Origin of the sequence: Pelagibius sp. (assembly GCF_028289705.1) — a bacterium.
In the GTDB taxonomy this organism is placed as follows: Bacteria; Pseudomonadota; Alphaproteobacteria; order Kiloniellales; family Kiloniellaceae; genus Pelagibius.
Map to the genome: position 1 here is coordinate 18,364 of NZ_JANQOI010000126.1, position 24,386 is coordinate 42,749.

18 protein-coding genes are annotated in these 24,386 nt (G+C 67.6%); 6 read left to right on the forward strand and 12 right to left on the reverse strand.

Annotation, left to right across the window (positions count from 1 at the left end; genetic code table 11):
* Window positions 1–236 precede the first annotated feature (236 nt).
* Together Q0996_RS16025 and Q0996_RS16030 are read right to left on the reverse strand one after the other, a co-directional pair.
* Window positions 237–1,766, reverse strand: a complete 1,530-nt coding sequence (locus Q0996_RS16025) for a cryptochrome/photolyase family protein (RefSeq protein ID WP_322096730.1) — start codon at window positions 1,764–1,766, stop codon at window positions 237–239.
* Between the two features lie 118 nt (window positions 1,767–1,884).
* A complete protein-coding gene (locus Q0996_RS16030; RefSeq protein WP_299621867.1) occupies window positions 1,885–3,084 on the reverse strand; it encodes an ROK family transcriptional regulator in 1,200 nt (399 codons plus the stop codon).
* Window positions 3,085–3,343: 259 nt separating this feature from the next.
* Between Q0996_RS16030 and Q0996_RS16035 the strand changes: the two genes are divergently transcribed.
* From Q0996_RS16035 to Q0996_RS16060, 6 genes are all read left to right on the forward strand, one after another.
* Entirely contained in the window at window positions 3,344–4,714 is a 1,371-nt protein-coding gene (locus tag Q0996_RS16035; RefSeq protein WP_299621869.1) for an ABC transporter substrate-binding protein, read from the forward strand.
* A gap of 132 nt (window positions 4,715–4,846) precedes the next feature.
* Window positions 4,847–5,731, forward strand: coding sequence for a carbohydrate ABC transporter permease (locus Q0996_RS16040; RefSeq protein ID WP_299621871.1), 885 nt, complete (start codon window positions 4,847–4,849; stop codon window positions 5,729–5,731).
* Between the two features lies 1 nt (window position 5,732).
* Window positions 5,733–6,809 (forward strand): carbohydrate ABC transporter permease, encoded by a 1,077-nt coding sequence (locus tag Q0996_RS16045; protein ID WP_299621874.1) that lies wholly within the window; start codon window positions 5,733–5,735, stop codon window positions 6,807–6,809.
* 6 nt (window positions 6,810–6,815) lie between these two features.
* The gene (locus Q0996_RS16050) at window positions 6,816–7,901 is read left to right on the forward strand and encodes an ABC transporter ATP-binding protein (protein ID WP_299621876.1); all 1,086 of its coding nucleotides are present in this window, start codon (window positions 6,816–6,818) and stop codon (window positions 7,899–7,901) included.
* Window positions 7,894–9,021 carry an endonuclease/exonuclease/phosphatase family protein gene (locus tag Q0996_RS16055; protein WP_299621879.1) on the forward strand — a complete coding sequence of 376 codons (1,128 nt, stop codon included), beginning with the start codon at window positions 7,894–7,896 and terminating at the stop codon, window positions 9,019–9,021. Before Q0996_RS16050 ends, Q0996_RS16055 begins: the two co-directional genes overlap by 8 nt.
* Window positions 9,018–9,893 carry an endonuclease/exonuclease/phosphatase family protein gene (locus Q0996_RS16060; protein WP_299621881.1) on the forward strand — a complete coding sequence of 292 codons (876 nt, stop codon included), beginning with the start codon at window positions 9,018–9,020 and terminating at the stop codon, window positions 9,891–9,893. Before Q0996_RS16055 ends, Q0996_RS16060 begins: the two co-directional genes overlap by 4 nt.
* 281 nt (window positions 9,894–10,174) lie before the next feature.
* Here the strand turns inward: Q0996_RS16060 and Q0996_RS16065 are convergent, their stop codons facing one another.
* The 10 genes from Q0996_RS16065 to Q0996_RS16110 are packed head-to-tail and all read right to left on the reverse strand — an operon-like array spanning window position 10,175 to window position 24,378.
* On the reverse strand, window positions 10,175–13,675 hold the full coding sequence (locus Q0996_RS16065) for a DUF6519 domain-containing protein (RefSeq protein ID WP_299621884.1): 3,501 nt from the start codon (window positions 13,673–13,675) through the stop codon (window positions 10,175–10,177).
* A 43-nt stretch (window positions 13,676–13,718) separates the two neighbouring features.
* Window positions 13,719–15,959, reverse strand: a complete 2,241-nt coding sequence (locus tag Q0996_RS16070; protein WP_299621887.1) for a hypothetical protein — start codon at window positions 15,957–15,959, stop codon at window positions 13,719–13,721.
* On the reverse strand, window positions 15,959–18,481 hold the full coding sequence (locus Q0996_RS16075) for a putative baseplate assembly protein (protein ID WP_299621889.1): 2,523 nt from the start codon (window positions 18,479–18,481) through the stop codon (window positions 15,959–15,961). The genes Q0996_RS16070 and Q0996_RS16075 overlap by 1 nt, the downstream gene beginning before the upstream one ends.
* Window positions 18,478–20,901 carry a putative baseplate assembly protein gene (locus Q0996_RS16080; protein WP_299621892.1) on the reverse strand — a complete coding sequence of 808 codons (2,424 nt, stop codon included), beginning with the start codon at window positions 20,899–20,901 and terminating at the stop codon, window positions 18,478–18,480. The genes Q0996_RS16075 and Q0996_RS16080 overlap by 4 nt, the downstream gene beginning before the upstream one ends.
* Window positions 20,898–21,257, reverse strand: a complete 360-nt coding sequence (locus Q0996_RS16085; protein ID WP_299621894.1) for a GPW/gp25 family protein — start codon at window positions 21,255–21,257, stop codon at window positions 20,898–20,900. The genes Q0996_RS16080 and Q0996_RS16085 overlap by 4 nt, the downstream gene beginning before the upstream one ends.
* Window positions 21,254–21,598, reverse strand: coding sequence for a hypothetical protein (locus Q0996_RS16090; RefSeq protein ID WP_299621897.1), 345 nt, complete (start codon window positions 21,596–21,598; stop codon window positions 21,254–21,256). Before Q0996_RS16090 ends, Q0996_RS16085 begins: the two co-directional genes overlap by 4 nt.
* 25 nt (window positions 21,599–21,623) lie before the next feature.
* Window positions 21,624–22,139: a phage baseplate assembly protein V gene (locus Q0996_RS16095; RefSeq protein WP_299621900.1), complete on the reverse strand. Its 516-nt coding sequence runs from the start codon at window positions 22,137–22,139 to the stop codon at window positions 21,624–21,626.
* Between the two features lie 31 nt (window positions 22,140–22,170).
* Window positions 22,171–23,322: a hypothetical protein gene (locus Q0996_RS16100; protein ID WP_299621902.1), complete on the reverse strand. Its 1,152-nt coding sequence runs from the start codon at window positions 23,320–23,322 to the stop codon at window positions 22,171–22,173.
* 28 nt (window positions 23,323–23,350) lie between these two features.
* A complete protein-coding gene (locus Q0996_RS16105; protein WP_299621905.1) occupies window positions 23,351–23,710 on the reverse strand; it encodes a hypothetical protein in 360 nt (119 codons plus the stop codon).
* Window positions 23,707–24,378 (reverse strand): hypothetical protein, encoded by a 672-nt coding sequence (locus tag Q0996_RS16110; RefSeq protein WP_299621908.1) that lies wholly within the window; start codon window positions 24,376–24,378, stop codon window positions 23,707–23,709. Before Q0996_RS16110 ends, Q0996_RS16105 begins: the two co-directional genes overlap by 4 nt.
* Window positions 24,379–24,386 lie beyond the last annotated feature (8 nt).

Here is a 24,386-nt window from a genome sequence, read left to right on the forward strand (position 1 = left end):
CCACATCGTCACCCTCGGGCTTGTCCCGAGGGTCCATGGAGGGAGCGAGACCCGGACTTCGATGGATTGCCGGAACAAGCCCGGCAATGACGGTTTGGGAGGCTGGAGAGCCGGAACCCTTTGGCGGACAAGACGTGGTTTTGGGTCAGGCTCTGAGGAGCGGATGAACTTTTCTCTCGGCGGCGGTCAGGCGGCTGCCGCCGGGAAGCCCTGTCCGGATCGCGCGATGATTTGCCTTACTTAAGTTTGGCCAAAATCCCCGCCGCGCTTTCGCGGTAGTCCCGCTGCTTCTCCTCGCTCATGCGGTCCCAGGTGCGATAAACCTGGGCGAGGCGCGGGTTGCCGCGCAGCCTGTCTTCGTTGCGCACGAGAAAGTCCCAGTAGAGCGGGTTGAAGGGGCAGGCCCTCTCACCGGTCTTCTGTTTCACGTCGTAGGGGCAGCGCCCGCAGTAGTCGGACATCCTGTTGATGTAGTTGCCGCTGGCCGCATAGGGCTTGGAGCCCAAGAGGCCGCCGTCGGCGAACTGGCTCATGCCCAGGGTGTTGGGCAGCTCGACCCACTCGTAGGCATCGGCATAGACCGCGAGATACCACTCGTGGACCTGTTTCGGGTTGATGCCGGCCAGCATGGCGAAGTTGCCGGTGACCATGAGGCGCTGGATGTGGTGGGCATAGGCCTCTTCCCTGGTCTGGGTGATGGCCGCCTTGAGGCAGGCCATCTGCGTGTCGGCGGTCCAGTAGAAGTCCGGCAGTGGGCGGTCGGCTGCGAAGAAGTTCTCTTCGACATAGCCGGGCATCTTCAGCCAGTAGAGTCCGCGCACGTACTCGCGCCAGCCGATGATCTGCCGGATGAAGCCTTCTGCCGCGTTGAGGGGCGCTTGCCCCGCCCGGTAGGCCGCTTCCACGCGGCGGCAGACCGCCAAGGGGTCGAGCAGGCCGGCGTTGATGTAGAGCGACAGCACCGAGTGGTAGAGGAAGCGTTGGTCCGCCAGCATGGCGTCCTGGTAGTCGCCGAAGGAGGGGAGGGCCCGCTCGATGAAGTGGTCGAGGGCGGCTTCGGCTTCGCTGGCGGTGACGGCGAACCAGAAAGGCGTGAGGTCGCCGAAGTGATCGCCGAAACGGGCGCCGACAAGGGTCAGTACTTCTTTTGTGATCGCATCGGGTTCGACCCGGTGGGGTTGCGGGATGAAGAGATCGGCCTTGGCGGGCTTGCGGTTCTGCGCATCGAAGTTCCACTTGCCGCCCTCGGGTTGCTCGCCGTCCATCAACAGGCCGGTCTTGCGGCGCATCTCGCGGTAAAAGAACTCCATGCGCAACTGCTTGCGCCCGGCCGCCCAGTCCGCGAAGGCGGCGCGGGAGCAGAGGAAGCGGACGTCGTCCAGGATCTCCACCGGCAGGCCGAGCTCAGCCGGCCAGCGGTCCATCGCCGCACGGACCCGCCACTCGCCCGGTTCGGTGACGACCACGCGCTGGGGCCTGAGGCGGCGAACTGCGCGCGCGACCTCGCCGGTGAAGGAGCCGGTGTTCTCCGCCGCGTCGAACTGCAAATAGTCGACCTGCCAGCCGGCGTCCCGCAGCGCTGCGGCGTGATGGCGCATGGCGGAGAACAGAAAGGCGATCTTTTTCCTGTGGTGGCGGACGTAGGTCGCCTCTTCGGCCACCTCGACCATGAGCAACCGGTCGCACTGCCGGTCTGCCGCCTTGAGGGAGGAGATCGCGGGAGAGAGCTGATCGCCCAGGATCAGGATGAGACTGCGTGTTTTCACAGGAGAGTGCCGCACCGTGAAGCCCTTACGCATGTTCTACGCAAAGCGGCGGTAAAGGAATCACTCGGACGGGCAGATGATCGTGTGGAGAGGCCGAAAAGACGGACCCCCAATGCGACTATCGCGCGGCGACCGGCTCGGGGCTCTTGATCCAGACGGTTTCGGGGGAGGGGTGGAGGCGCGCGTGGAGCGGCAGGGCCGCGGCACCCAGCACCGTGGCGTCCCGGGCGAGGCTGGACTTCAGCAGCAGGGGTGGGTTCGGCTGGTCCGAAAACCACTCGTCGAGGTGGCGGTTGGTGCGGGCCAGCAGATCGGTGAGCACTGCGTCCGGAAGCCGGCCGCCGAGTACGATGGCCTCGGTATCGAGTAGGAACTGGATCGATGCCATGGCGAAGCCCAGGGCCTCCGCGCTGTCCTCCAGCCAGCGCAGCAGTTCCGGGTTCTCCTCCTGCAGCAACCTTGTCAGGTCCTTCGGCCGGTCGACGGCGATGCCCGCCGCTTCCAGGCGGCGGAACAGGTTGTACAACGAGACCGCGTGGGTGAGGCGACCGCCGGCATCGAAGTCCTTGGCGCCGCCGGGCAGGGGCATGCGGCTGGCCTCTGCAACGTTGCGCGAGGCCCCGAGGTAGGGCTGGCCGTTGACGATCAGTCCGCCGCCGACGCCGGCGCCGATGTAGAGCAGGAAGAAAGAAGAGCGGCCGCGCCCGGCCCCGTAGAGCAACTCGCCCAGGGCGGCGGCATTGCCGTCGTTCTCGACCCAGGTCTCTAGGCCCGTCACCTCCGACAGCAGGGCGTTGATGTCGAGCCCGTGCCAGGCGGTGAAGTTCGCCGGCGCATGAATGCCCTTTTCGCCGCGCCGGAAGCGGCCGGGGAAGGCGACCCCCAGACCCAGAACCCGCTCGCGCAAGGCACCGACCGGTGCCAGCAGCCGGCTGAGTTCCGGGGCCGCCAGATCGCGGATCTGGTCCGGGGTGGGGTAGTTGAGACGCCGGGTCGTGCGTTCGCGGATGGTCCCGGCCAGATCGACCAGCACCATGGTCATGCCGTCGCGGTCCAGGTTGAGGCCGATGGTGCAGCCGCCCTCCGGGTCCACCTCCAGTTCCACCGCCGGCTGGCCGCGCAGGCCCTTGCGCCGTTCGCCGAGGCGGATCAGGCCCAGTTCGCGCAGGGCATTGGTGATGGAGGAGATGGTCTGCGCGGCGAGCCCGGTCATGCGGGCAAGCTCGGCCCGGGTGGTCGGACCGTGCTGGCGCACCGCGTCGAAAATCACGCGGCGGTTGTAGTCTTTGGCCTGTTCTAAATTGGTGCCGGCGTTCACGGAGCAGGCGTCCTATGACGTTAAGTCATTGATATAGAAAGAATCGATTAAGAGTCGAAATCTACTGGAACCCGGCAGGGCGATCAAGTATATTAATTAATTCAAAATGAAATAATAAAAGTTTCATACAAGGTGCCGCGATGGCCCTTAGAGTGAACGAACGGAGAGGCGATGGTCCTGGGTTGCTGCGCGCGCCCCGGGTCTCCCCTCGCTTAGACCCATCAGCCGCTGCAACGACCCATCACGGGGGGTATGAAGGATGAGCTTCCTCAAATCGATCAAGATTACCGTCCTTGCCGCGACCTTGGCGTTGCCGACCAGCTTCGCCGCGGCGGAGGCTTTCGCCGAGGACGTGACCATAAAACTCTGGGCCCGGGCCGACCGCTCCGGCCCGATGCGCGCCGGCAACATCGTCGGCGCGGCGGAGACCATGAACAAGATGCTGGCGGCCGCCGGCAGCGAGATCAAAGTCTCCGTCGAAGTGCACGAGAACAACGCCAAGGGTTTCGATGCCGACGCCCTCGACGTGATGAAGGCTTTCGCCGCCGACAAGGGCCCTGACATCTACGTCGCCGCCCACGAATGGATCGGCGCCTTTGTCGAGGCCGGCTATGCGATGAACATGGAGCAGCACATCGAGTCTAACCCGGATCTTTATTCCGACATGATCCCGGTGCTCTGGGAATCGGTGTCCTACAAGGGCCAGCGCTACGGCATCCCGCAGGACTCCGAGATTCGCATGTTCTTCTACAACAAGGAGATGCTGCGCAAGATCGGCAAGTCGAACGACTTCATCGAGGGCCTCCCCGCCGCGGTGGAAGAGGGGCAGTTCACCCTCTATGACCTGGCCGATCTGGCCGCTGAAGTGGTGGAGAAGGGTGCGGCCAAGCACGGTTTCGTCCACCGCCCCAACGTTGGCCCGGATTTTCAGATGCTCATGGCCTCCTTCGGCATTGAGCTTTCGGACTCCGCCACCGGCAAGCTGAAGATGGACGAGGCCAAGCTGGCCAACTTCTTCACCTGGCTGAAGTACGCCGTGGACAAGGGCGCCCTGCCGAAGAACATGACCTCCTGGTCCTGGGACTCGGTGCACCAGGCCTTCCGCGGCCGCGAGAGCTTCATGAAGTTCCACGGCATCTGGAACGTGCCGAAGCAGCTCAAGATCATGGAGCTCACCGAGGAAACCTACTTCAAGGAACTGGGCTGGCTGCACAGCCCGGCCGAGAAGCAGGGCGGGCGTCCGGCCAACCTGTCGCACCCGATCATCTATGTGGTCAGCGACAAGTCGGAGCATAAGGACCTGGCCGCCATGCTGGTCGCGCTTGCCTCCCAGCACGTGCCCAACACCAAGCACGCCGTCTCCAGCGGCCACACGCCGATCAAGTTCGGCCAGGCCTCCATGCCGGAGTTCGTCGAGGACGGCTGGGCGCTCAGGGCCGGGGCGCGGCTGCTGCCCTATGCGACCTTCATGCCCAACCACGCGAAGATCGGCCCGTACAACGCCATCGTCTACAAGGGCATCCAGGGCGTCGAGACCGGCCGCCTGTCGCCGGAGGACGGGGCCGCCTTCGTCGTCGAGGAGCTTGAAGCCGAATTGGGCGATGAGGTGATCATCGTCGGCGGCAACTAGGCCCGACCGCACCGGGGTGCCATCGGCCGGAGGGCGTTCCTCCGGCCGGGGCCCCTCCTGCTTCCGGATTTGCCCGGCAAGGCCAAAGCACGACCAATGACGACCTTCGCTCCGTCACAGCGATCGCGGCAGATGGCGAACTTCGCCCTCTTCCTGGGCCCCGCCCTGGTGCTCCTGGCGCTGTTCTTCGTCTTCCCGGTGATCGTCGATATCGCCATCGCCTTCACCGACATGGGCCAGACCCTGCAGGTCAAGGAGTTCACCACCAAGAACTTCGAGCGCATGCTGGGTGGCGACCGGCGGCTTTCCATGGCCCTGGGACTGACCTTCATCTACGTGCTGGGCACGCTCGCCATCTTCAATGTCACCTTCGGCCTGGTGCTGGCGCTCACCACGACGGCGATCCCGGACCGGGTCGGCAGCTTCTTCCGCGCCGTTTGGCTGCTGCCGCGGATGAGCCCCTCGGTGGTCTACGCGCTGCTCTGGGCCTGGGTGGTCGACCCCACCGAACGCGGCCTCCTGAACCAGTTCATCAACGGGGCCTTCGGCTTCGAAGTCTACGACATGATGAACGACCACCCGATGATGCTGATCATCCTGGCCAACGGCTTCATCGGCGCGTCCATGGGGATGATCATCTTCACCTCGGCGATCCGTTCTATCCCCGAGCATCTCTTCTTCGCCGCGCGGGCCGATGGGGCCGGCGGGCTGCACATCGTCTGGCACGTGATCCTGCCGGCGATCCGCTGGCCGCTGTCCTTCATCACCGTCTACCAGACGCTCTCGCTGCTGGTGAGCTTCGAGTACATCTGGCTGATCACCAACGGCGGCCCCTTCTTCGACACCACGGTCTACGCGCTCTACGTCTACCAGCGCGCCTTCGAGCACGGCCAGTATGCCTATGGCGCGGCGCTGGCCCTGGTGCTGGTGGTCATCGGCATCGCCGCGGCGCTTCTGATGTGGCGCTTCATGGACATGAAGCGCCTGCTCCAGCAGCCGCGCATCGAGGTGCAGTGACATGGCCGTCGTAAGCGCTCTCTCTCAGACCGATTGGGACGATCTCGCCCAGCGCGCTCGGCGCCGCCGGCTGCTCTCCCAGAGCGCATTGATCGCGTTCCTGGTGGCGACCACCCTGCCGGTGCTGCTGCCTTATTTCTGGATGGTGGCCATCTCCTTCTCCGCCAAGAGCGGCGGCGTCGCCTCCTCGCTGCTCTGGCAGGCCGTCTCGGTGCTGATTCCCGCGGTGATCGCCATCGCCCTGGTCCGCACCTTCGCCGCCACCAGACGCACAAAGACCTGGGGCAGCCTCGTCATCGTCGCCGTCGCCTTTGGCTTGATCGCTGTGCTGGTGGGGCCGCGGCTGCACCTCGAGAACTACCGCTTCTTGTGGGTGCGCGACATCGTCGCGGAGCTGCCCTCACGCCAGGGCACGGCCGGGGTGGGAACGCAGTTCCCCAGCGTCTGGTCGGCCTTCGGCAATTCGCTGCTGCTGGCGCTCAGCCAGACGGTGATCGTCTCCACCGTCTCCACCTTCGCCGGCTACTATCTCTCGCGCTTTTCCTTTCCCGGCCGCGCCAGCTTTCTGCAGAGCCTGCTGGTGCTCCACGCCTTCCCGGCCATGACCCTGATCATCCCGATCTTCCTGATCATGTTCTGGACCGGGCTGATCGACACCGTCTTCGGCGTGCTGCTGGTCATCGTCACCCTGGAGCTGCCGTTTTCCATCTTCATCATGAAGGGCTTCTTCGACGGCGTGCCCTGGGACATCGAGATGAGCGCCATGACTGACGGCGCCTCCCGCCGTCAGGCCTTTTTCAAGGTGGTGCTGCCGCAGGTGCGGGTGGGGCTGATCGCCATCGCCGTCTTCTCCTTCATCAAGGGCTGGGAGGAGTATGTCTTCGTCCGGACCCTCCTGATCGAGAAGTCCAACTGGATGATGAGCCTCTATCTGTTCTGGGTGGCCGACGACATCATGGGAGTGGACTACGGCATCGTGGCGGCAGTGGGCGTGTTCTACGTCATGCCGAGTCTCTTCCTCTATCTGTTCTTCCAGAAGTACCTGACCCAACTCAACATCGGCGGTGTGAAGGGATAACCGCGCATGGCACGGATCGAACTGGACAACATCACCAAGGCCTGGGGCGACGTGGTCGCCGTCGAGCCGACGGATCTGACCATCGACGACGGGGAGTTCGTGGCCATCCTGGGGCCGTCTGGTTGCGGCAAGTCCACAACGCTGTTCATGCTGGCGGGGATCTATGCCCCCACCGGCGGCGAGATGAAGTTCGACGGCCATGTCGTCAACGAGGTCGAGGCCAAGGACCGCAACGTCGGCATCGTCTTCCAGTCCTACGCCCTCTATCCGCACATGACGGTGCGCGAGAACATCCTCTTTCCCCTGAAGTTCAAGGATATCCCCGCCGGCCGGGCGCCGGAGATGGTGGAGGAGACGGCGCGGCTGGTTCAGGTCGAGGAGTTCCTGGAGCGCCGCCCAAGCCAACTCTCCGGCGGCCAGCAGCAGCGCGTCGCCCTGGCGCGGGCGCTGGTGAAGTCGCCGCAACTGCTGCTGCTCGACGAGCCGCTGTCCAATCTCGATGCCACCCTGCGCCTTTCCATGCGCACGGAGATCCGCGCGCTGCAGCGGCGGACCGGCGTCACCACGATCCTGGTGACCCACGACCAGATCGAAGCGACCACCATGGCCGACCGCATCATCTGTATGTCCCGGGGACGGGTCGAACAGATCGGCGCGCCGGAGGACCTCTACCGCCGCCCCAACAGTCTCTTCGTCGCCTCCTTCATCGGCGCGCCGCCCATCAATACGCTGTCCGGCAATGCCACGGGGAACGCCGTCAGCCTGGGCGACAGCGTGCTGGCGTTGTTGGGCGAGGCGCGGGGCGTGGTGACCGTGGGCCTGCGCCCGGAGCATCTGCAGTTCGCCGACCAGGGCCTTCCCGGGCGCATCGACGGGATCGAGCCTATGGGCCGGGAGATCCTTTATCTGGTGAAAACGCCGCTGGGCGACCTGCGGGTTCTCGAGGCGGGCTCCGTGCCGCGCCGCAGCGCCGAACAGGAAGTCCGCCTGCATTTCGCGCCTGAGGACACGTTGGTCTTCGACGGCGCCAGCGAGGACCGTCTTCCCGACGTGCACGCCGCCCTGGCCGAGGAGACCAAGAAGCGTGCCTGACGACGCCTTGTTGCTGCGGCCCGATGGACTGAGCGCCGATGAGCGGCTGTCCTTCGACTGCGTGAGGGAGCTCGACGGCCCAAGCGTGGCGGAGCGCCGGGGCTACCTGGACCGTCCGGCCGATCCGGCGGAACACCGGGCGCTGTTCGACTCCTGGCCCCTGCTGCGCCAGATCGAGGTGCGGGAAGGTGAGGTGTCGGTCGACGCCAAAACTACTCTGCGGATCGTTTCCTGGAACCTGGAGCGCGGCAAGTACGTCGAGGAGGCCGCTACGCTGCTGCGCGCGCTCGAAGCCGACGTCTGTCTGCTGTCGGAGCTGGACATCGGCATGGCCCGTTCGGGCCAGCGCCACAGCCTGCGCGAGATCGCGGCTCTGCTGGGCCAGAGCTATGCCTTCGGCACCGAGTTCATCGAGATGAGCCTGGGCGACGACCGGGAGCGGGTCTGGCACAAAGATGAGGCAAACGAACGCGGTCTGCACGGCGGCGGGCTGCTGTCGGCGCGTCCGCTGCAGCGTCCGGCCTTGCTGCGGCTGGAACGCAGCGGCTACTGGTGGCGCAAACGCTTCAAGGGGGAAGTGCGGATCGGCGGCCGGATCGCCGTCCTCGCCGCCGTCGATCTGGCGGGTACGCCGGTCACGGTGGCGGCCGTTCACTTCGAAAGCCACTCGGGCCCGGAGCACCGCGCCGAGCAGATGGGTGTGCTCCTCGATGCCATCGATGTCTATGCGCCCGGCGCCCCGGCAATCATCGGCGGCGACTTCAACACCAACACCCTGGATCGCCTCGACCCGGACTATGCGGAGCTGCGGGAGTGCCTGGCGCAGGAGACCCCGGAGCGCTTCCTGTCGCCGGAGCCCTTCGAGCCGATGTTCGAGTTGGCGCGCCGGCGCGGCTATGACTGGCTTGCCTGCAACCGACCCGAGGTGCCGACGACCCGGACCCGCCCCGACGGCACGCCGCGCCCGCCACACATCAAGATCGACTGGTTCTTCACGCGCGGTCTCACGGCGGCGGCGCCCGAGGTGATCCCGGCGGTGGACGCCCAGGGCCGCGCCATCTCCGACCACGAGGTGCTGGCGGTGACCGTCAGTCCCTCTGCCGAAGGCGCGGCCGCATGAAGATCGTCACCTACAATATCCAATACGGTCTCGGCGAGGACGGCCGCTACGACCTCGCCCGTATCGCCCAGGAGGTGGCCGAGGCGGACGTCATCGCCCTGCAGGAGGTCGAGCGCTTCTGGCAGCGCTCCGGCATGGTGGACCAGCCGGCGGAACTGGCGCGCCTGCTGGGGTCCTACTACTGGGTCTACGGCGCCAACCTGGATGTCGATGCCAGTTATCACAACGGAACCGGCGAACTGGTGAACCGGCGCCGCCAGTTCGGCACCATGATCCTCTCACGCCGGCCGATCCTCTCGTCGCGCAACTTCCCGCTGCCGAAACGCGCGCTGATCAACCAGCACAGCATTCAGCAGGGTCTGCTGGAGGCGGTGATCGCACCGCAGGACGGCGCGGCGATCCGGGTCTACTCGGTGCATCTGAGCCATCTGAGCCCTGAGACTCGGCTGCCGCAGATCGAAGCGATCCTCGACATTCTCGAACGCGCACCGGCCGAGGGCGGCGCCTGGTGCGGCAACCACCCCAATCCGGCCTCCGGCTGGACCGAGGGCGGGGCGCTGCCCATGCCGCGGGAGGTCGTGTTGGCCGGCGACCTCAACTTCGAGCCGGAGACGCTGGAGTACGACCGCTTCCTCGGGCCCAACGCGGCGCATCACGGGCGGCTCTACAGCCCCGAAGGCCTGGTCGATGCCTGGGACATGGCGGGCAACGGCCGTACCGATGCCTCCAGCCATCCCAACCACGAAGCCCGGATCGACCACATCTTCGTCTCCGGCAGCCTGGCGCCAAGAGTTCGGCGCTGCTGGATCGACGAAGCCGCCAACGGCTCCGACCACCGCCCGCTGTGGATGGATCTCGATTTCGGGTCGTGACGGCGCGACGCCTGGCACAATCCACGAAGCCCGAAAATGAAAGAGGCGAGCCGTGTGTCGCCTCGCCTCAAAACCTCAACGGGGACTCGAACCCCAGGTCAAAAATCGAAAGACTTGTGCCTAACGACCACTAACTGACCGATACCCAGTATCCGTGTTGAAGTGGGTTCATTATGTCTCAGGCGCCGCTCTCAGGCAAGTCGCCGGACCACGATTCGGTGGATTGCGGCCAGCATTCCTAGCCCTTTAAGACAACGGTCCTTGGTCTCGGCGCCCGGCAGCTAAGCAGGCTTGTTGTTGCGCCGGGTCACGGTGGTCGGGGCGTCCACGACCTTGGTGGGACCGACGCCTTCGGCCATGTTGTCGGCGGCCAGCCACTGCACGCTTTGACGCGTGGGCAGCGTGTCGGCGTGACGCACCAGGATGCCGGTGCCGTCGCCGAGGGCGATGTAGTTCTCCTTGACGATCATGAAGGGGCCGAGGTGACCCCAGACGCGAATGCCCTCGTGATAGAAGTCGCGGTCGGGGTCCGGAAGGGCGTTGGCGAAGGTCAGCGTGTTGCCGGCGATCCTGACACGCCGGGCGTTGCCGACGAAAAGGCCGTAGCGGCCGCCCTGGCGGTCGATGGGGACCCGCAGATAGAGGCTGTTGTTCTCCACCGTGATCATGCCCGCCTGATCGAACTGCTGGCTGGTGGCGCCCACGTGGCTGAGCCCGATGTGAATGCCCTCCAAAAACCCGGTGACCCGGTTTCCCGAGACTTCGGCATTGGTCAGCGTCCGGCCGCCACAGACGATGCCCTGGTAACCGGCGGAGGGATTGTTGAGCCTCAGGCGGTCGAACCAGGCCAGTGCCGTCGGGAAGCGGTTGCGGAAGGCGGGCTCCCGCACCATGCGTTCTGCCGCAGCCTTGGCATAGCGCAGCAGGTCGTTGTCGGAGCGCAGACTGCCCGGCGGCTGCGCCCTGGCGACGGCGGCCCAGTCGGCATTGGACAGAGGGGAGTCGAACTCGATGCGCCGATCGTCGATCACCAGGGTGTTGCTGCGCTGCTCCTCTGAGATCTCCTCGAAGCTCCGGACCTGAACGCTGCCGCTGAACAACAACCCGGTCTTCACTGCCTGGTTCAGGCGGTTGAACTCCGGATCGCCGATGGCCCGTCGCAGGTCGTTCAGTTGGCGTTCATAGCTGGGCAGACTGTTTGGCTGCTTGGCTGCCCGGGCGATCAAGCCCTCGACGTAGCGCTGATAGGCGGGTGCCGTGGCCTTCTGCGCATCGCTCGGCGGGTTGTCCGCCATCAGCTTGCGCCATTCGCTTTCCGGTACGGCCGAGCGGATCGTCGCCGTGTAGCGCCCGGCGCGCAGCATCTTGGCGCGCCCGGCGCCACCGCGGCCCTCGATCAGGGCTCCGCGCACCAGCCGGCCGGCCATACGCTTGCGGCGTGCCGGGTCTTCCAGCAAGCGCTCGAAGGTGAGGGTGTTCGGGCGCGGCGCCACCGCGATGTCGTTGTCGCGGATCTGGGTGCGCCCGGCGTCGGTGACCAGCAGGCCGATCTGGCCGTAGCCGACGACCAGACGGTTGTTGACGATCCGCACGGAGCGCAGCGGCGTCGGCCGCGCGCTGCGGTCGAAGCCGTCGGGACGCACGGTGATGCAACTGCGCTCGAGACGCGCGCTGGCACCGCAGGTGATCACCGTGTCGCTGATCTCCACATCGCGGCAGCCGGTGGCCGTCACCGTACCGTTGAGATGGCGAAAGTGCGGCAGGGCGCTGCCGCCGTCCGGGGCGGAGATCGCGATCTCGCGCAGCGTGAAGCTGGCGCAGTTGATGGCCTCGATGGCGCGCTCGGCCCGATTGACCATGATCAGGCTGCCTTCGCCGCAGCCGCTGATGGTGATATGGCCGAGGTCGCGCAGCTCCACCGCGCCGGTGGTGCCGAAGAACCCACGGCGGAAACAGATGTGCGCGCTCTCGCCGGGCTGCAGGCTGTTGAGCAGGGCGACCCAGTCGGTCCCTTCCGTCACCACATAGGTGGCACAGCCGCCCTGGCCCAACTGGCAGAGAGTGTCGATGGCGCTCTGCACGTCAGTGGAGCCGGCCAGCGGCGGGCAGTTGGAGGGATCGAAGGAAACGTCTTCGGCACGGCTCAGGTTGGCGCTGAAGGTGATGGGCAGGTGGCGGCGGTTGCTGGCGGGGTCCAGCAGTTCGGCCACCACCCGCTGTTCGGCTGTGCCGCTGTCCAGCGACCAGTTGACGCTGGCCACGCCGGCGGCGTTGGTCTGCACCGTCGCGACGGCGACGTTGCCGGTCAGACGGCCGTTGCCTTGCGCGACGGAAAAGCGCACCGGCTGGCCGGCCAACGGGGCTGTGCCGCGGGAGACGCCGACCTGCAGGGGGGCGCCCAGAGGCACCAGGGTGTTGGGGTTCAGCGGATCGGGGGCGGCCTCCTGACCGCTGCCGCCGAGGTAGTCCATGGTGACAAGCTGGGTCAGCGGCGGGAAGAGATCGCGGCAGTCGCTCAGCAGACTCCAACCACCGTCGTTGGTCAGCAGGGCCAGCTTGCAATAGGCGTGGTGGATGCCGTGCGGCGGCAGGCGCAGGAGATCGCCGCTCACCGGATCTTCCGGCCACTCGATGTCGTTGGTCTCGTAACGCGCCGGGATCATCACGTAGTCGCCGGCGCGGTAGGTCGTGCCGGCCTCGAAACCGATCTCGACCCCGTCTTCCAGCGGAATGTAGCCGTCGTTGCCGCCGGGCACGGCGATGGTCTGGGCGCCGTCGCTGTCCCAGCGGCGCACGATGGGATTGGCGCCGAAGTCGGCGATGTCGATGCTGCCGTCGGCGCTCAAGGGATCGACGGTCAGGATGTTGTCGCGGGCGGTGACCACCCGCACCAGGGTGCCGGGCAGGCCTTGAAGGGCGAGGTCGTCGTCACGCAGTTCGACCCAGTCGCCGGGGGCGAAGCCAGTGGCGCGGTCGCGGCCCAGGCTCTCGACCATCAGGTTGCTGCCGTCGGTGCCGAGCCAGGTGGTGGCCACCGAGCCGTTCTCCCGCGACCACTTGAAGGTCGCCGTGCCGACGGGGCCGCCTTGATGCACCTCGACCCGGTAGAGCTGGTTGGAGACGCGGCGGTAGCCGGCGCCGGCCTCCACCACGCAGGGGCCGGCGTCATTGGTGCTGGGTTGCGCGCGGGCGCGGAAGGTGCCGTCGGGCCCGGCCACGAGATCCTGCCAGGCCGGCGGTTCGCTGAGGCAGTTGACGTTGGCGCCCAGCGGCCCGGCCGCAACCAGGCGGACCTGCCAGATGGTGCGGGCGGCCCCGGCGGTATCGGGCCCGCCGAGGGCGATCTCCTTCAGGTCCGGTTCCTGCAGCGGTGTCATCAGGCGGGTCCAGCGGTCGAGCACGGCGAAGTACTGGCCGGCGGGAGCGGCCCCAAGAGTCACGTCGCTGCCGTCGGGCAGGCGCACGATGGGCGCGTCGGCGGGCAGATGCGGCTGGGCGGTGAGGTCGACCTGGGCTTCGTTCTCGCAGAGCACGCCATGCACGTAGAAGCGTCCGGCCGAAGCCAAGAGATCGCCGCCGGAAACGCTGATTGCGAAACCGGGGTCGAGGGTCGGCGCGCCACAGGGCCCGACGATGTCGCCGGTATGGCGGCCGCGCAGGTAGTCCGCGATCTGCCACTGCTTGTTCAGGTCCTGGTCCAGGACCAGGCGGCCCTGAAAGCCGAGGACGCCGCGGTCGTGCCGCCTGCGGTCGAAAGTCAGCCTGCTGAAATCGCCGTACATCGTTCGCTCCTACTGCTTCACGTCCGTTGCGTTTCGACGTGAGTCATGTCGCCTCGATGAGCCCGGCTTCGAGACCGAAGCGCAGGTACTCGTCGAGGGCGACCGCGACGTTTGCCCGCCGCTGTGGTTGCATGAGAAATCCGTAGGCCCCCATGGCCGAGCCGTCGTCGGCGCCCTCGCTGATCTCCCGGGGGCAGAGGGCTGCCAGAAGGCCGTAGCCGTAGTGCTCCGGCTGTTCGGAGAGAAAAGAGGGCACGATCTCGGCGCGAATGCGGTCCGCTTCGCCCGCCGGGGCGTCCTTCAGGGCCAGATCCGGCTGGCAGCGGTAACGCCGCGGCAGGCTCGACCCGGGGGCAACATAGGAAAAGCGCAGGCAGCCGACCTGCAGCCGCTGGGCGATGGCCGGCGCCGTGAAGATGGCGTTGCTGGCATCGATGCGCTCGACATCGGCGCTGCCGAGCAAGGTACAGCGTGACAGCGAGACCGCACCGCCGGGCAGCGAGAGGGCGCGCGGCGCGCCGCCGTCGTCGATCAGGGAGTCGGTGGCCGTCATGGCGCGAATGGTGGCAGCGGCGACCGTCGGTCCGAGCCTCGCGCGCTCGACCTCCAGGGCCATCTGTTCGTTGCCGGCGGCAATCGAGAGACCGCCGTCGGCGGGGATCTGGCAGAGGTGGGCAAGCCGCAGGCAGCCGAGCCCTTCGCCCGGCGCGGCATCGACGATGATCGTGCCGCTGATAAGCAGGCCGTCGAGCGCCAGGTTGCCGGGGGTCAGGCTGCCGGCCGGTGCGGTGCCGCGCACTTCCAGGTCGCCGATCAGGGCGGGCCGCAAATCGCTTGGCTCCAGCAGGCCGAGAGGCCGGATGGTCTCACCAGGGGCGCCGCCTTCCACCGGGATCGCCGGCCAGTCCGCCGCGGCGATGAGCAGCAGGCTGCCCTCCGGAACCAGGATGCGGTCGGCGCCGGTCAGCGATTCCTCGAAGGCCGCATTGTCGGCCACGGCGATGACGCCAACCTGACCCGTGGGCAAGGCATTCCAGGCGGCCACCGCTGCGGTGAGCGTATCGAAGATGGTGGCGCCGTCGGCCGGTACGGCGCGGGTCACCATGGCCTGCCAGTCCACGCCACGGCCGCCCAAGGCAGTCTCGATGGACTCGCTGCGGTCGTAGGGCCCGCCGCCGAGATCGCCGATGCCGAGGTATGCATGGGTGACCCGCAACTCAGCGACATCCTCGCCGGCCGGGAAGGCGAGGCGGCCGCGCGCCGGGTCGATGCCGATGCGGATCGGCAGGATGACGGGAGCCCCGCCGTCGCTGGGCGAGAGGCTGACGGAACCCGGCGGGCGGCGCCAGTCGTTGGGGTCGGAGGCCAGGTCGCCCAGGTGGCAGATCATGACCTGCTCCGCTGGCACCCGCTCCAGCGGATCGCCCGCGGTCGGGCGCAGCCAGATGTCGAAGGGCGGTTCTTCGGTCATGAAAACCGGTGGCGGCGGCGCCTCGCCGTCGGCGATGGCCTGGCGTCTTGCCTCAAGCTCTTCGTAGAGCGCCAGGGCACGCAGCAGGCTCGGCGTGTGCTCCTCGCGGGCCAGGCTTTCGATGCCGGTCTCGGCTTCCGGCGTGTTGGCAAGCGCGAGGTCCCGACGCAGCGGATCGAGATGATAGCGGCCGGCGGCCCCGCCTGCCGTGGCGCGGGCTTCGGTCATCGGCAGGATGAAGGCTTCCGCCCGCCAGACGAAGAGACCGATGTTCGGGATGTTGTAGCGGCCGGCGCCCTCGCTGATGCGGCGCATCTCGACGGTACGGGGACCGCTGTCGAAGGCGCTGTCGATCAGCTCCAGGCGTTCGGCATCGCGCAGCGCGGCCGTGCCGAGCCTGGCGGCGCGCACATGGTTCATATGCTGGGTGACGCTCAGGTCCTGGAAGAACTCGGCGGCGACGCTCACCCAGCCGGTGGTGTCGCGGGTGACCTCCTCGAGGACCGAGAGGGTGCCCTTGCGCCGCCGGTAGGCCAGAGTGTTGGCGACATAGGCGCGTTGCGGCAGGGCGCGCAGGCCCTCCAGGTCGTTGGTGGTGCGCACGCCCAGAAGGTCGGCGATATAGGGGACCACCCAGGGGTCACAGGTCTCGATGAACCAGTTGCGATAGAGGGCGGCGACGTCCTCTTCCATCACGCCGGCCTGTTCGGCGATGACGGAAATCAGCGCCTTCAGCGCGCCATCGCCCTCCTCATCGCGGATGCGATGGATGGCCGGCAGCAGGCGATAGATGCTTTGGTCGTCGAGGGGCATCAGAAGGCTCCGCTGAGGTCCAGGGTCTCGCCGTCGATCAGCAAGAGCTCGGCGAGTTCGAGTTGCCCGTTCTCGACGCGGGCGAGGTTGGCCGGCAGCACGTCGTTCACCGAGGCCGCCTCGTCGGAGAAGTGCAAGGCGGTGACGATTATCCCGAGCACGCCGGGCACGCTATGCAGAACGGCTACGACCTCGCTCTTGCTGACCGCTTGGCCGAAGCCGCGTTCGGCGAAGGAAAAGGCCTCTGTCAGCGCCTGGTGCGCCTCGGCCAGCACGTCGTCGATCAGCAGGTCGGCGGCAATGGTGAGGTCCGCTCTCAGCGTGAAGAGTCGGGGCGCGAAGCTGTCGAGTTGCACCGGTTCGTCGGCATGGCGCGCCAAGTCCATGGCATCGCGCAGGTTGTCGTAAAGGGTGGTGCCCGGCTCCACCGTCGCGCCCTCTGCTCCGGCGACGGTGACGTGGACGAGACGCTGCTTGCCGGCCCAGAGGGTCTGCGCCTGGGCCTTGCCGATGCCGGCGAAACCGGAGGCGAAATCCTCGTAGTCGCGCAGGGAGACGATGCGGTCCACCATGCGCACCCGCGTTGCCGCGTTCCGACGCGCATCGGCCATCTCCTCGGGATCGGCGGCGCCGTCCGCAACCACCGGATTGATGACCCCTTTCACGCCCAGGGGCCGGGTCAGCAGTTGGTCGATGCGCTTGGCCGGCAGGTTGCCGTCGGTGCCGATGCCCACGCGCAGGCTGGCGGTGATGTTGGCGGTCCCGGAGGCGGGACGGGCACCGCTGCGGACCCCATCGCCGAACTGGATCGTCGCTGCGCCGTCCTCGTCATGGGTCACGGTATAGATGCGTTCGCCCGGACCGTGGCCGTAGAAGCTCTCCACCTCCTCCCAAAGCTGCCCGTCGACGCGGAGCTTCAGGGTCGACTCCGCTCCGGTCGCCGTCTTGGCGGAGACGTAGGTCAGGGGAGTGGACTGCAGCCTGAAGCGCTGGAACGGCATCGAGGCGTCCCCGTCGCCGAGAATCTCGCCGCGGGCCGCACCCAGATCGGCGGCCACCACGTTGGCGTTGATGGCGGTTGAGAGCCGCTCGTAGCGATGTTTCAGCGCCGTCTCGAACTGCAGACGGGTGCGGCCGCCGGAGGTCGCGCTGATGGATTTGATCTGCACGACCTCGCCGACCTCGCTGCCGTCGTCGGCGGAGGTGCCGGTGACCGCCACCCAGCGGCCCTTGGTGAGGCCCTCCGCCAGGGTGTTGAGGACCACCCGGTCGCCATCGACGCTGCCGGTCACCGGCCGCTCGGCCAGGGCCAGGAGCTCGCTCTCGCACCAGACATTCAGGGTGCGCGGCGAAAAGGCGTCGATGCCGCTGCCGGAAATGCCCAGCCGCGAGACCTTGGCGGAGATCAGGTAGTCGCTGTGGGTGCGCTGCTTGACCTGGGTCACCTGATAGAGCGCCGCACCGGCCTTGCCGGTCATGGCGATCCAGCTTCCGGCCACCAGGCGCTGATAGACCTGGTCCAGGTAGAGCAGGCTGGTGGACGCGCTGTAGGCGTGCTGGGCCCAGTTGCCGCTGCGGCTGGCATAGGGTCCGGCGAGGAAGGAGCCGTCCTGAGGATTCAGCTCGCCCACGCGCAGCGGCAGCGGCAGATCGGACCACTCCATGGCGTTGTGGCCGAAGGCGGCGGCGCGCTGACGCAAGGCATAGACCTGGGCGTTGTCGCGGCGGCGCAGCCGGCGGATGGAGCGGTCGAGATGCACCAGAGTGTGGGCAGGGCGAGGATCGTCGGGGCGCGGTGGCTCGAAGGTCTCGACGGCCTTGATCCAACGCAGGTCGAAGCGTGCATTCGCCGGATCGTCGGCGGCGTCCTCGGCCAGGATCAGCAGCGGCATGCCCGGCGCCAGCCCGGTCGCCGTGCCCTGCAGATAGATCCGCCTTACGCCCCTCCGCAAGCTGACCGCGCGGGAGAGGCGGGGGCGCAAAGCGTTCCAGGCCGGGCGGGCGGTGATCTCCTCCTTGGTCTCGAAGATCTGCGCCGTTTCCTCCGGTGCCGGGGTGCTTTGCACCTGGGTGCCGGCGGGCACCACGGTCTCTTCCGGGGTCGCGGGGGTAACCTCGCACTCCAGCGCGAGATAAGTGCTGGAGCCGACACCGGGGTGCAGCTTGTAGCCGATGCCGCCGGCGAGCTGCAGCAGGGAGAAGCGCTCCTCCGAGGTGCGCAGATAGCCCTCATTGGCGATCTGCTCCTGATAGAAGGCGAGGATGTCGAGGACGCTGGCCCAGCCGTCGATGAGGGCGATGGTGGGGTCGTCGTCCTGGCGCAGGGTGAGTCGGCGCAGCGCGCCGGTGCGGCCCAGGCGTGCCAGCATCGCTGCCTTGAAAGCGCCGTGGGTGCCGACGCGCAGATCCAGGCGGCTCTGTCCCGGCAGGTTGTCGCGGGGGCGCGGCACCAGAGCGCGCTCGTCCTCGCAGCAGCCGCAGGCTTCCGCCGTCTTTGCTAGTCGTTCGCTCGATCCGGTCATAGTCCGCCTTGAACCTCGCAGTCGAAGACGCCGTGCTCCGGCAGGCTGGGATTGTTCTCCAGGCGCAGCACCTCGCCCTGGCCGGGCTCGACGATGCCGGCCGGCAGATAGCTCACGCCCTCCTGGCCCCAGGGCCGCAGATGCCCGATCTCCACCGAAACGACGCCGTCCACCTCCATGGCCGCGGCGAGGATCTCGCTGAGATAGAGCGCCTTGCCAAAGGTCATGTTGTCGGGATGGAAGAAGCCGAGCTGGCCGTCGCGGCGGCGCCCGCTCGAAAAGCGGTCGATCAGGGCCTCGCGGACATCGGCGTTAAAGACATCGGGCCGGGCGCAGGCGGTGAGATAGAGATCCAGGTTGAGGAACAGCGGATCGCGGAGCTGTAGGTCGACGCCGGCCATGCGCCGGGTCTCCAGGCGGTCCAGCAGGCGCTGGCGGAAGGTGGCGTCTTCGCTCACCAAGCGCCCTTCGCGCCCGTCGACGATCACCACCACGGTGTACCAGGAGCCGAACCAGCGGTGTTCGGCAGTGGCCTGCTGCACGTCCGCGTCCTCTTCGGCGACGGCGGCATAGTCCTCGGCGATCACGGCGCGGCGCTGCTGACGATAGGCGTAGGGCGCGAAGGCCTTGGCCTCCTGCAGGCTTTCTTCCGCCAGGCCGCCGCTTGCGGGCAGAACGTTCCGCAGGCCGTCGATCCCATCGAGCAGACTGGCGACATGCTGCAAGGCTTCGGCGCCGATGTTGCCGGCGGGCCCGCCGCCCTGGCGCAGTTCGGCGACCAGCGCCGTTCCGGTGGGCGGTTCCTTGCCGTAGCGGCCGTTGCCGAAACGCAGATGGAGGCTACCGTCGCGCTCCGGCTCGACGACGAAGTGGGGGTCGAAGCGCCCGGAGCGCAGCAGGTCGAGCTTGGGGAACCAGGTTTCGGTACCGTCGCTCAGGGTGATGGCCGGCAGGGCGGTGCGGGCATCCTGGAGCAGCAGGTCGGCGGCCGGTGCGTCGACGGCAGCGCCCGGCTCGAAGGGTTCATGAAACACCAGGGAGAGTCGCGGCAGTTGCGGTTCGTAGACGCGATCGGCCGAGGGCGTCGGCGGGTTCAGCGCGATGCCGCCGAGACTGAGGCCGTGGTCGGCGGGGACGAGGTTGCCGCGCGCGAGGCCGGTTTGAACGACCTGCGGCGTGCCGTCGACGGCCAGCACCTCGGTGGAGACGCAGAGCGGGAAGGGCAGGGCGTCGGCCCGGTCCCAGTCCACCTCCAGCACGTCCACGCCCTCCAGGTCGTCGCGGAGGAGGCGTGTGCCGGTCAGCCGCACGACATGGCGGCGGGCCGGGTCGGCGTCCTGAGCCAGACCGGTCTCGGGGCTGGCGATCTCCTCGAAGGCCAGCAGGTCCCCCGCCGCCAGACCACGGTCCGGCGTGTTCAGCAGCCAGGCCCGGGTCGCGCCCTTGGGCAGGCAGCAATCGGCGTCGGACCAGGTGTGCAGCGGGATGCTGTTCTGTTCGGAACGCAGCACCAGATCGGTCATGGTCTCGAAGACCGTCGGCCGCTGCGCCAGCGCATCGTCGAGCTCTGCCGGGTCGAAGGCCGGCGGCTTGCCGATGAGGGCGGTGAACAGCTTGCTCGCGGCCGGAAGCGTCGCACCGTCGGCGGCGCTGGCCGGGGTCACGGCGACATGGACGAAGCAGCGCGCGTTGACCCCTTCGTGCAGGTGGTAGTCCAGCGGACGGACATGGCGCGCGACGGAACGGCGCAGTCGGGAGGTCAGCAGATAGGTCTCCCCGGTCACCGCGTCCTGATACTGGCTGAGCTGATCGCCGAGGTAGGCCAGCAGTTCCACCAGCGTGACCTGCACGTCGGCCGGGCTGCGGTCCTGCCAGTCCGGCATCAGGAGCGCCATGCGGTCCAACAGCAGGCGCCGGAAGCTCTCGTAATCCTTGGCGAGATAGTTCAGCTCAGGCTCCGCCAGCGCCGCTTCGTCGCAGACCACCGGCTGGGCGCAGTCGAAGTCGCTGGGACACTCGACCTTGAAAGAAAAGTCGATGCTGGCAAGCCAGGGATCGAAGCCCGGCGGCGGCAGGGAGTCCGGCAGGGTGGCATCGGCCACCAGGCTCAGCTTGTAGGTCGAGAAATCGCCGGCCTTGTCGACGGTGACCAGGGCCTCGTTGCCGTTGACGGTCAGATCTTCGACCCGGATGCCGCGGGTGCGCTCGCCGCCGTCGATGCGGAAGTTGCCGGCGACGAGCGTCGGCGGCGCGGACGGAATCTCGCCGGGCTCGCCCGGCAGCGGATGGGCGAAGACGACGCGCAGCACCCGCTGATCGACGCTGGCGATCTCCAGGTAGTCGAGGCCGTTGATCGCCGCCTGCTCGCGAATGAGCTGGAGGCGGCGCGGCGTGCCGCAGTGGTAGCGCCGGTCGCTCATAGCGCGCGCTCCAAACGGGTGGTGCGCCGCTCGCCGCTGCGCTTGACGCGGTAGGAGACCTCGAGCTGCAGCTTCGTATCGTCGGAGGTCACGCGGATCGTCTCCACCTCGGCGACGTCGGCGATCCACTGTTGCAGAGCGGCCTTGACCGTCGACTCCGTGGTCGCGGCCAGGGTCTCGTTGTTGGGCGCGAAGACAAGCTGCATGACCGCGCTGCCGAAGTCCGGCCGGTTGACCCGCTCGCCCGGCGCGGTGAACAGAAGCTGCTCGATGAGATCGCGGACATAGTCGTTCTCGTCGGTGCGGGCCGTCCCGCCCCGGGCGTCGATGCGGTAGGGGAAGTCGACGTGGCTCATATTCCGGTCACTCTCGGCTGCACCGCCTGGATCACCGCCGGTCCTTGGGGAATCTGCTCCACGCTCTGGCCGATGCCGGCGCTGGTGGCGAGCACGGCGGGGCTGCCGTTGATCAGCACGCGGGCTGCCGGGACGGTCCACTGGATCTTGACGCAGGGCTGCGGCTTGGTGCCGGCGCCGACGGGGATCTGAAAGGGACAGCCGGCGACGGTCCAGAGATCGGTCATAGAGGCCGCAGGCTGGCCGCCGAGCAGCACCCGCGGCGAACCCGGCGCCGCCTGCGACGGGGCGGCATGGGGGCAGGAGACACCCGCACCGAGATGCAGCAGGGGACCGGGCATATCTCTCTCCTTCCTCTCGCGCGCCCTAGATCACCACCAGGGCGCCCTGGTTGACGGTGACGGTGTTGCCGAGCATGGCGATGGTGGCGCCGCGCCCGTTGGACAGGGTGATGCCGACGTCGTTGATGGAGATCAGCGCGCCGGTCATGCTCTTCAGCAGGATGCCGCCCGTGGGCCCGGGTACGTCGCTCATCATCAGGCTGTTCTGACCCAGCGTCTGCACCACCACGTTGGAGACGCCGGGCGGCGAGGCCAGGGCCAGGGCCGGCACTTCGGCGGTGTTACCGAACCAGCCGCCGGACCAGATCGGTTTTTCCGGGTCGCCCTGCTCGAATTCCACCCAGACGCCGGAGCCGATCATGGGAATGGCGACGGCGCCCATCTGCGGGCCGGCGAAGGGGAAGCAGGGTACCGCCCAGCCGCTGGGAGTGACGCCCAGGACGTCCGGCACCAGACACTGGATGCGCCCGCGCAGCATGGGGTCGACGTTCTGCGCGACGGTGCCGCGGTACTTGCCGTAAAAGCGCCGTGCTACCGCCATGGGCTCCCTCCACGATATCTGTTGCGCACCATCAGAAGGTTCCCCGCGCGTTGCGGCTCAGACGGAAGCTCTGCTTGAAGGAGCCGGGTTTCAGGGTGCTGGAGACGCTGTCGACGTAGTAGTTGCCGCTGTAGAGATCGCCGGCACCGAGCACGCGCACCAGGCGCCGCGCGCGCATCACCTCGCCGTAGCGCTGCACGTCCAGGGAGCCGGATGCGCCCACCACATCGGCGTTGCGCGCGGCGGCCGCCAGGCCTTTTGCGGCGGTGCGGGCGAGGTCGAAGTTCGCCGTGTCCGCCTCTTCCTCTTCCTCGTTGGACTCGCGGTCAGGGTCGCGCCGGTTCAGCAGCTTGAGGCCGAGGGGGATCGGCGGCCGCGGCCCTAGCGGCGGGTTCAGCGGGTCGATGCCCGGGATCGGGATCGGGATGGGAAAGCGCGCCAGATCGTTGTAATAGAGCAGGACGTAGAGGTCCTTCTTCATGCCGTCGTAGCTGACGCTGAAGGACTCGACGTTGCTGTCGCCGTCCATGTTGACCTTGAGCGGCGACTGCGTCGGGCCGATTTTCACCTCCGGGCCCCAGTAGGCGATGTTCATGCCGGGCTCCGGCCCGGCGGAGACGTAAAAGACGTAGCCGGCCTCCCGCGCCAGGCGGTTGATGTAGGCGTAGTCGGTCTCCCGCTGGATCGGCAGGTATTCCAGCGGATTGGGTGCCATCAGCAGGATGCTGGGCGTGGCCGCCGGGATGACGCCGTACATGGCGTATTTGGCGAGCAGAAAGGCGACCCGGCCGAAGGGCGGCATGGGCGGCATGGGGATCGCCGAGAGATCGAAGAGGTCCATCATCTGGCTGACGTCGGTGCCGGTGAGGCTGAGGGTCGCCTGGCCGGCCTCGTTCGCCGGGGCGAAGTCCTGGCGGGTGATGACACCGTCGGCCAGCACTTGCTCGCGGCCACCCAGGGTGACGGAGATGATGACCCGGCCCGGCGGTTCGAAGAGGGTGCCGCGCACGACTTCGCGACCCATCTCCGAGTCCTCGGCATAGGTGAAGCGGAGCTGGAAACCGCCGCGCCCGCGGGTCGACTCGTTCACCTGGGCCTCCACCAGGCTGTCGATCACCGCCGCCGGCGCAGGCGTGGCCGCCACCGCGCCCATGCGCAGAGTGAGATGGGCGCCGCCGGTCATGGGCGGTCTCTCTGATTGGTTCGCCGCGTCATCGGCCGGCCTCCGGCACCGCGATCAGCACCAGCCGCCCGGCCTCCTGCAGCACCTCGTCGGGGTGCAGCGCCAGTTTGGCATCGCAGATGCGCCAGAACAGCGTGGGATCGCCCAGATAGTGGGCGGCGATACGGTCGAGGCGGTCGCTGTCGCTGCTCAGGTGCTCGGCGAGCTTACGCATCTGTTGCGGATCGGCGGGGAAGCGGCGCTTCAGAAAGGCGACGCTGCGGCCGTCGGCCAGGATGCGGGTGCCCAGCGGCAGGTTGTGATAGCGGCTGTTGGGGGAGAGCAGGGTGGCGCTGCCCGGTCCCTCCGGCGTCACCACGCCCAGGAGTGTGAGGGGATCGGTGGTCATGGAATCTCTCCCAGGCCGAGGTCGTCGATGGCGCCCATGGGCATGCGCTCGGCGAGCTGCTCGCGGGTGCGGTGATAGACGCGGTAGATGCCGGCGCCGCGCGAGTCGAAGGTGAGGTCGTTGGTGGAGAGCACGGTCATGTTGACGCTGATCCGCACGCGCAAGGGGTTGAGGTCCGGATCGAAACCCTCCTCGACGACGCTAAAGTCGCTGAGCCGTACCGGCACCACGCGGCTGCGGCCCCAGACGAAGAGCACAAGGGGTGCCTGGGCCGGAATGATTTCCAGTTCGCCCCGGGCGGCGCGCTCGTGGTTGGAGACCAGGGTCTCCAGACTCGGATAGAGCACTGATTCCAGCGCGGCCAGTTGCGCATGCAGACCGACCTGCACGACGGTCTCGTTGTCGTCCGGGAATTCGAGCTGATCGGTAGCGTCGAGCTCGGCCTCGAGGCTGATGGACTCCACCGGCGGGCCGGTCAGGCGCAGCGCCTCGTTGCGGTCGCCACCCTCGCCGGCGCCGCGCGCCTGCAGCGAGCGGGAGAGGCTTTCCGGGTTGTACTGGAAGGCGATGACCCGCTCCACGGTCTCCGTCGCCGGATCGATCAGCACGAAGCCGCCGCGCCGGACCCGCGGCGCCAGAGGGCTGGCGTTGTAGGAAGGTGTCGTCATGCTCTGGC

Coding starts and splice junctions, on each gene's coding strand:
- Q0996_RS16035 (WP_299621869.1), top strand. CDS start 3,344: ATGAGCTTCCTCAAATCGATCAAGATTACCGTCCTTGCCGCGACCTTG.
- Q0996_RS16040 (WP_299621871.1), top strand. CDS start 4,847: ATGGCGAACTTCGCCCTCTTCCTGGGCCCCGCCCTGGTGCTCCTGGCG.
- Q0996_RS16045 (WP_299621874.1), top strand. CDS start 5,733: ATGGCCGTCGTAAGCGCTCTCTCTCAGACCGATTGGGACGATCTCGCC.
- Q0996_RS16050 (WP_299621876.1), top strand. CDS start 6,816: ATGGCACGGATCGAACTGGACAACATCACCAAGGCCTGGGGCGACGTG.
- Q0996_RS16060 (WP_299621881.1), top strand. CDS start 9,018: ATGAAGATCGTCACCTACAATATCCAATACGGTCTCGGCGAGGACGGC.
- Q0996_RS16065 (WP_299621884.1), bottom strand. CDS start 13,675: ATGTACGGCGATTTCAGCAGGCTGACTTTCGACCGCAGGCGGCACGAC.
- Q0996_RS16070 (WP_299621887.1), bottom strand. CDS start 15,959: ATGCCCCTCGACGACCAAAGCATCTATCGCCTGCTGCCGGCCATCCAT.
- Q0996_RS16075 (WP_299621889.1), bottom strand. CDS start 18,481: ATGACCGGATCGAGCGAACGACTAGCAAAGACGGCGGAAGCCTGCGGC.
- Q0996_RS16080 (WP_299621892.1), bottom strand. CDS start 20,901: ATGAGCGACCGGCGCTACCACTGCGGCACGCCGCGCCGCCTCCAGCTC.
- Q0996_RS16085 (WP_299621894.1), bottom strand. CDS start 21,257: ATGAGCCACGTCGACTTCCCCTACCGCATCGACGCCCGGGGCGGGACG.
- Q0996_RS16090 (WP_299621897.1), bottom strand. CDS start 21,598: ATGCCCGGTCCCCTGCTGCATCTCGGTGCGGGTGTCTCCTGCCCCCAT.
- Q0996_RS16095 (WP_299621900.1), bottom strand. CDS start 22,139: ATGGCGGTAGCACGGCGCTTTTACGGCAAGTACCGCGGCACCGTCGCG.
- Q0996_RS16100 (WP_299621902.1), bottom strand. CDS start 23,322: ATGACCGGCGGCGCCCATCTCACTCTGCGCATGGGCGCGGTGGCGGCC.
- Q0996_RS16105 (WP_299621905.1), bottom strand. CDS start 23,710: ATGACCACCGATCCCCTCACACTCCTGGGCGTGGTGACGCCGGAGGGA.
- Q0996_RS16110 (WP_299621908.1), bottom strand. CDS start 24,378: ATGACGACACCTTCCTACAACGCCAGCCCTCTGGCGCCGCGGGTCCGG.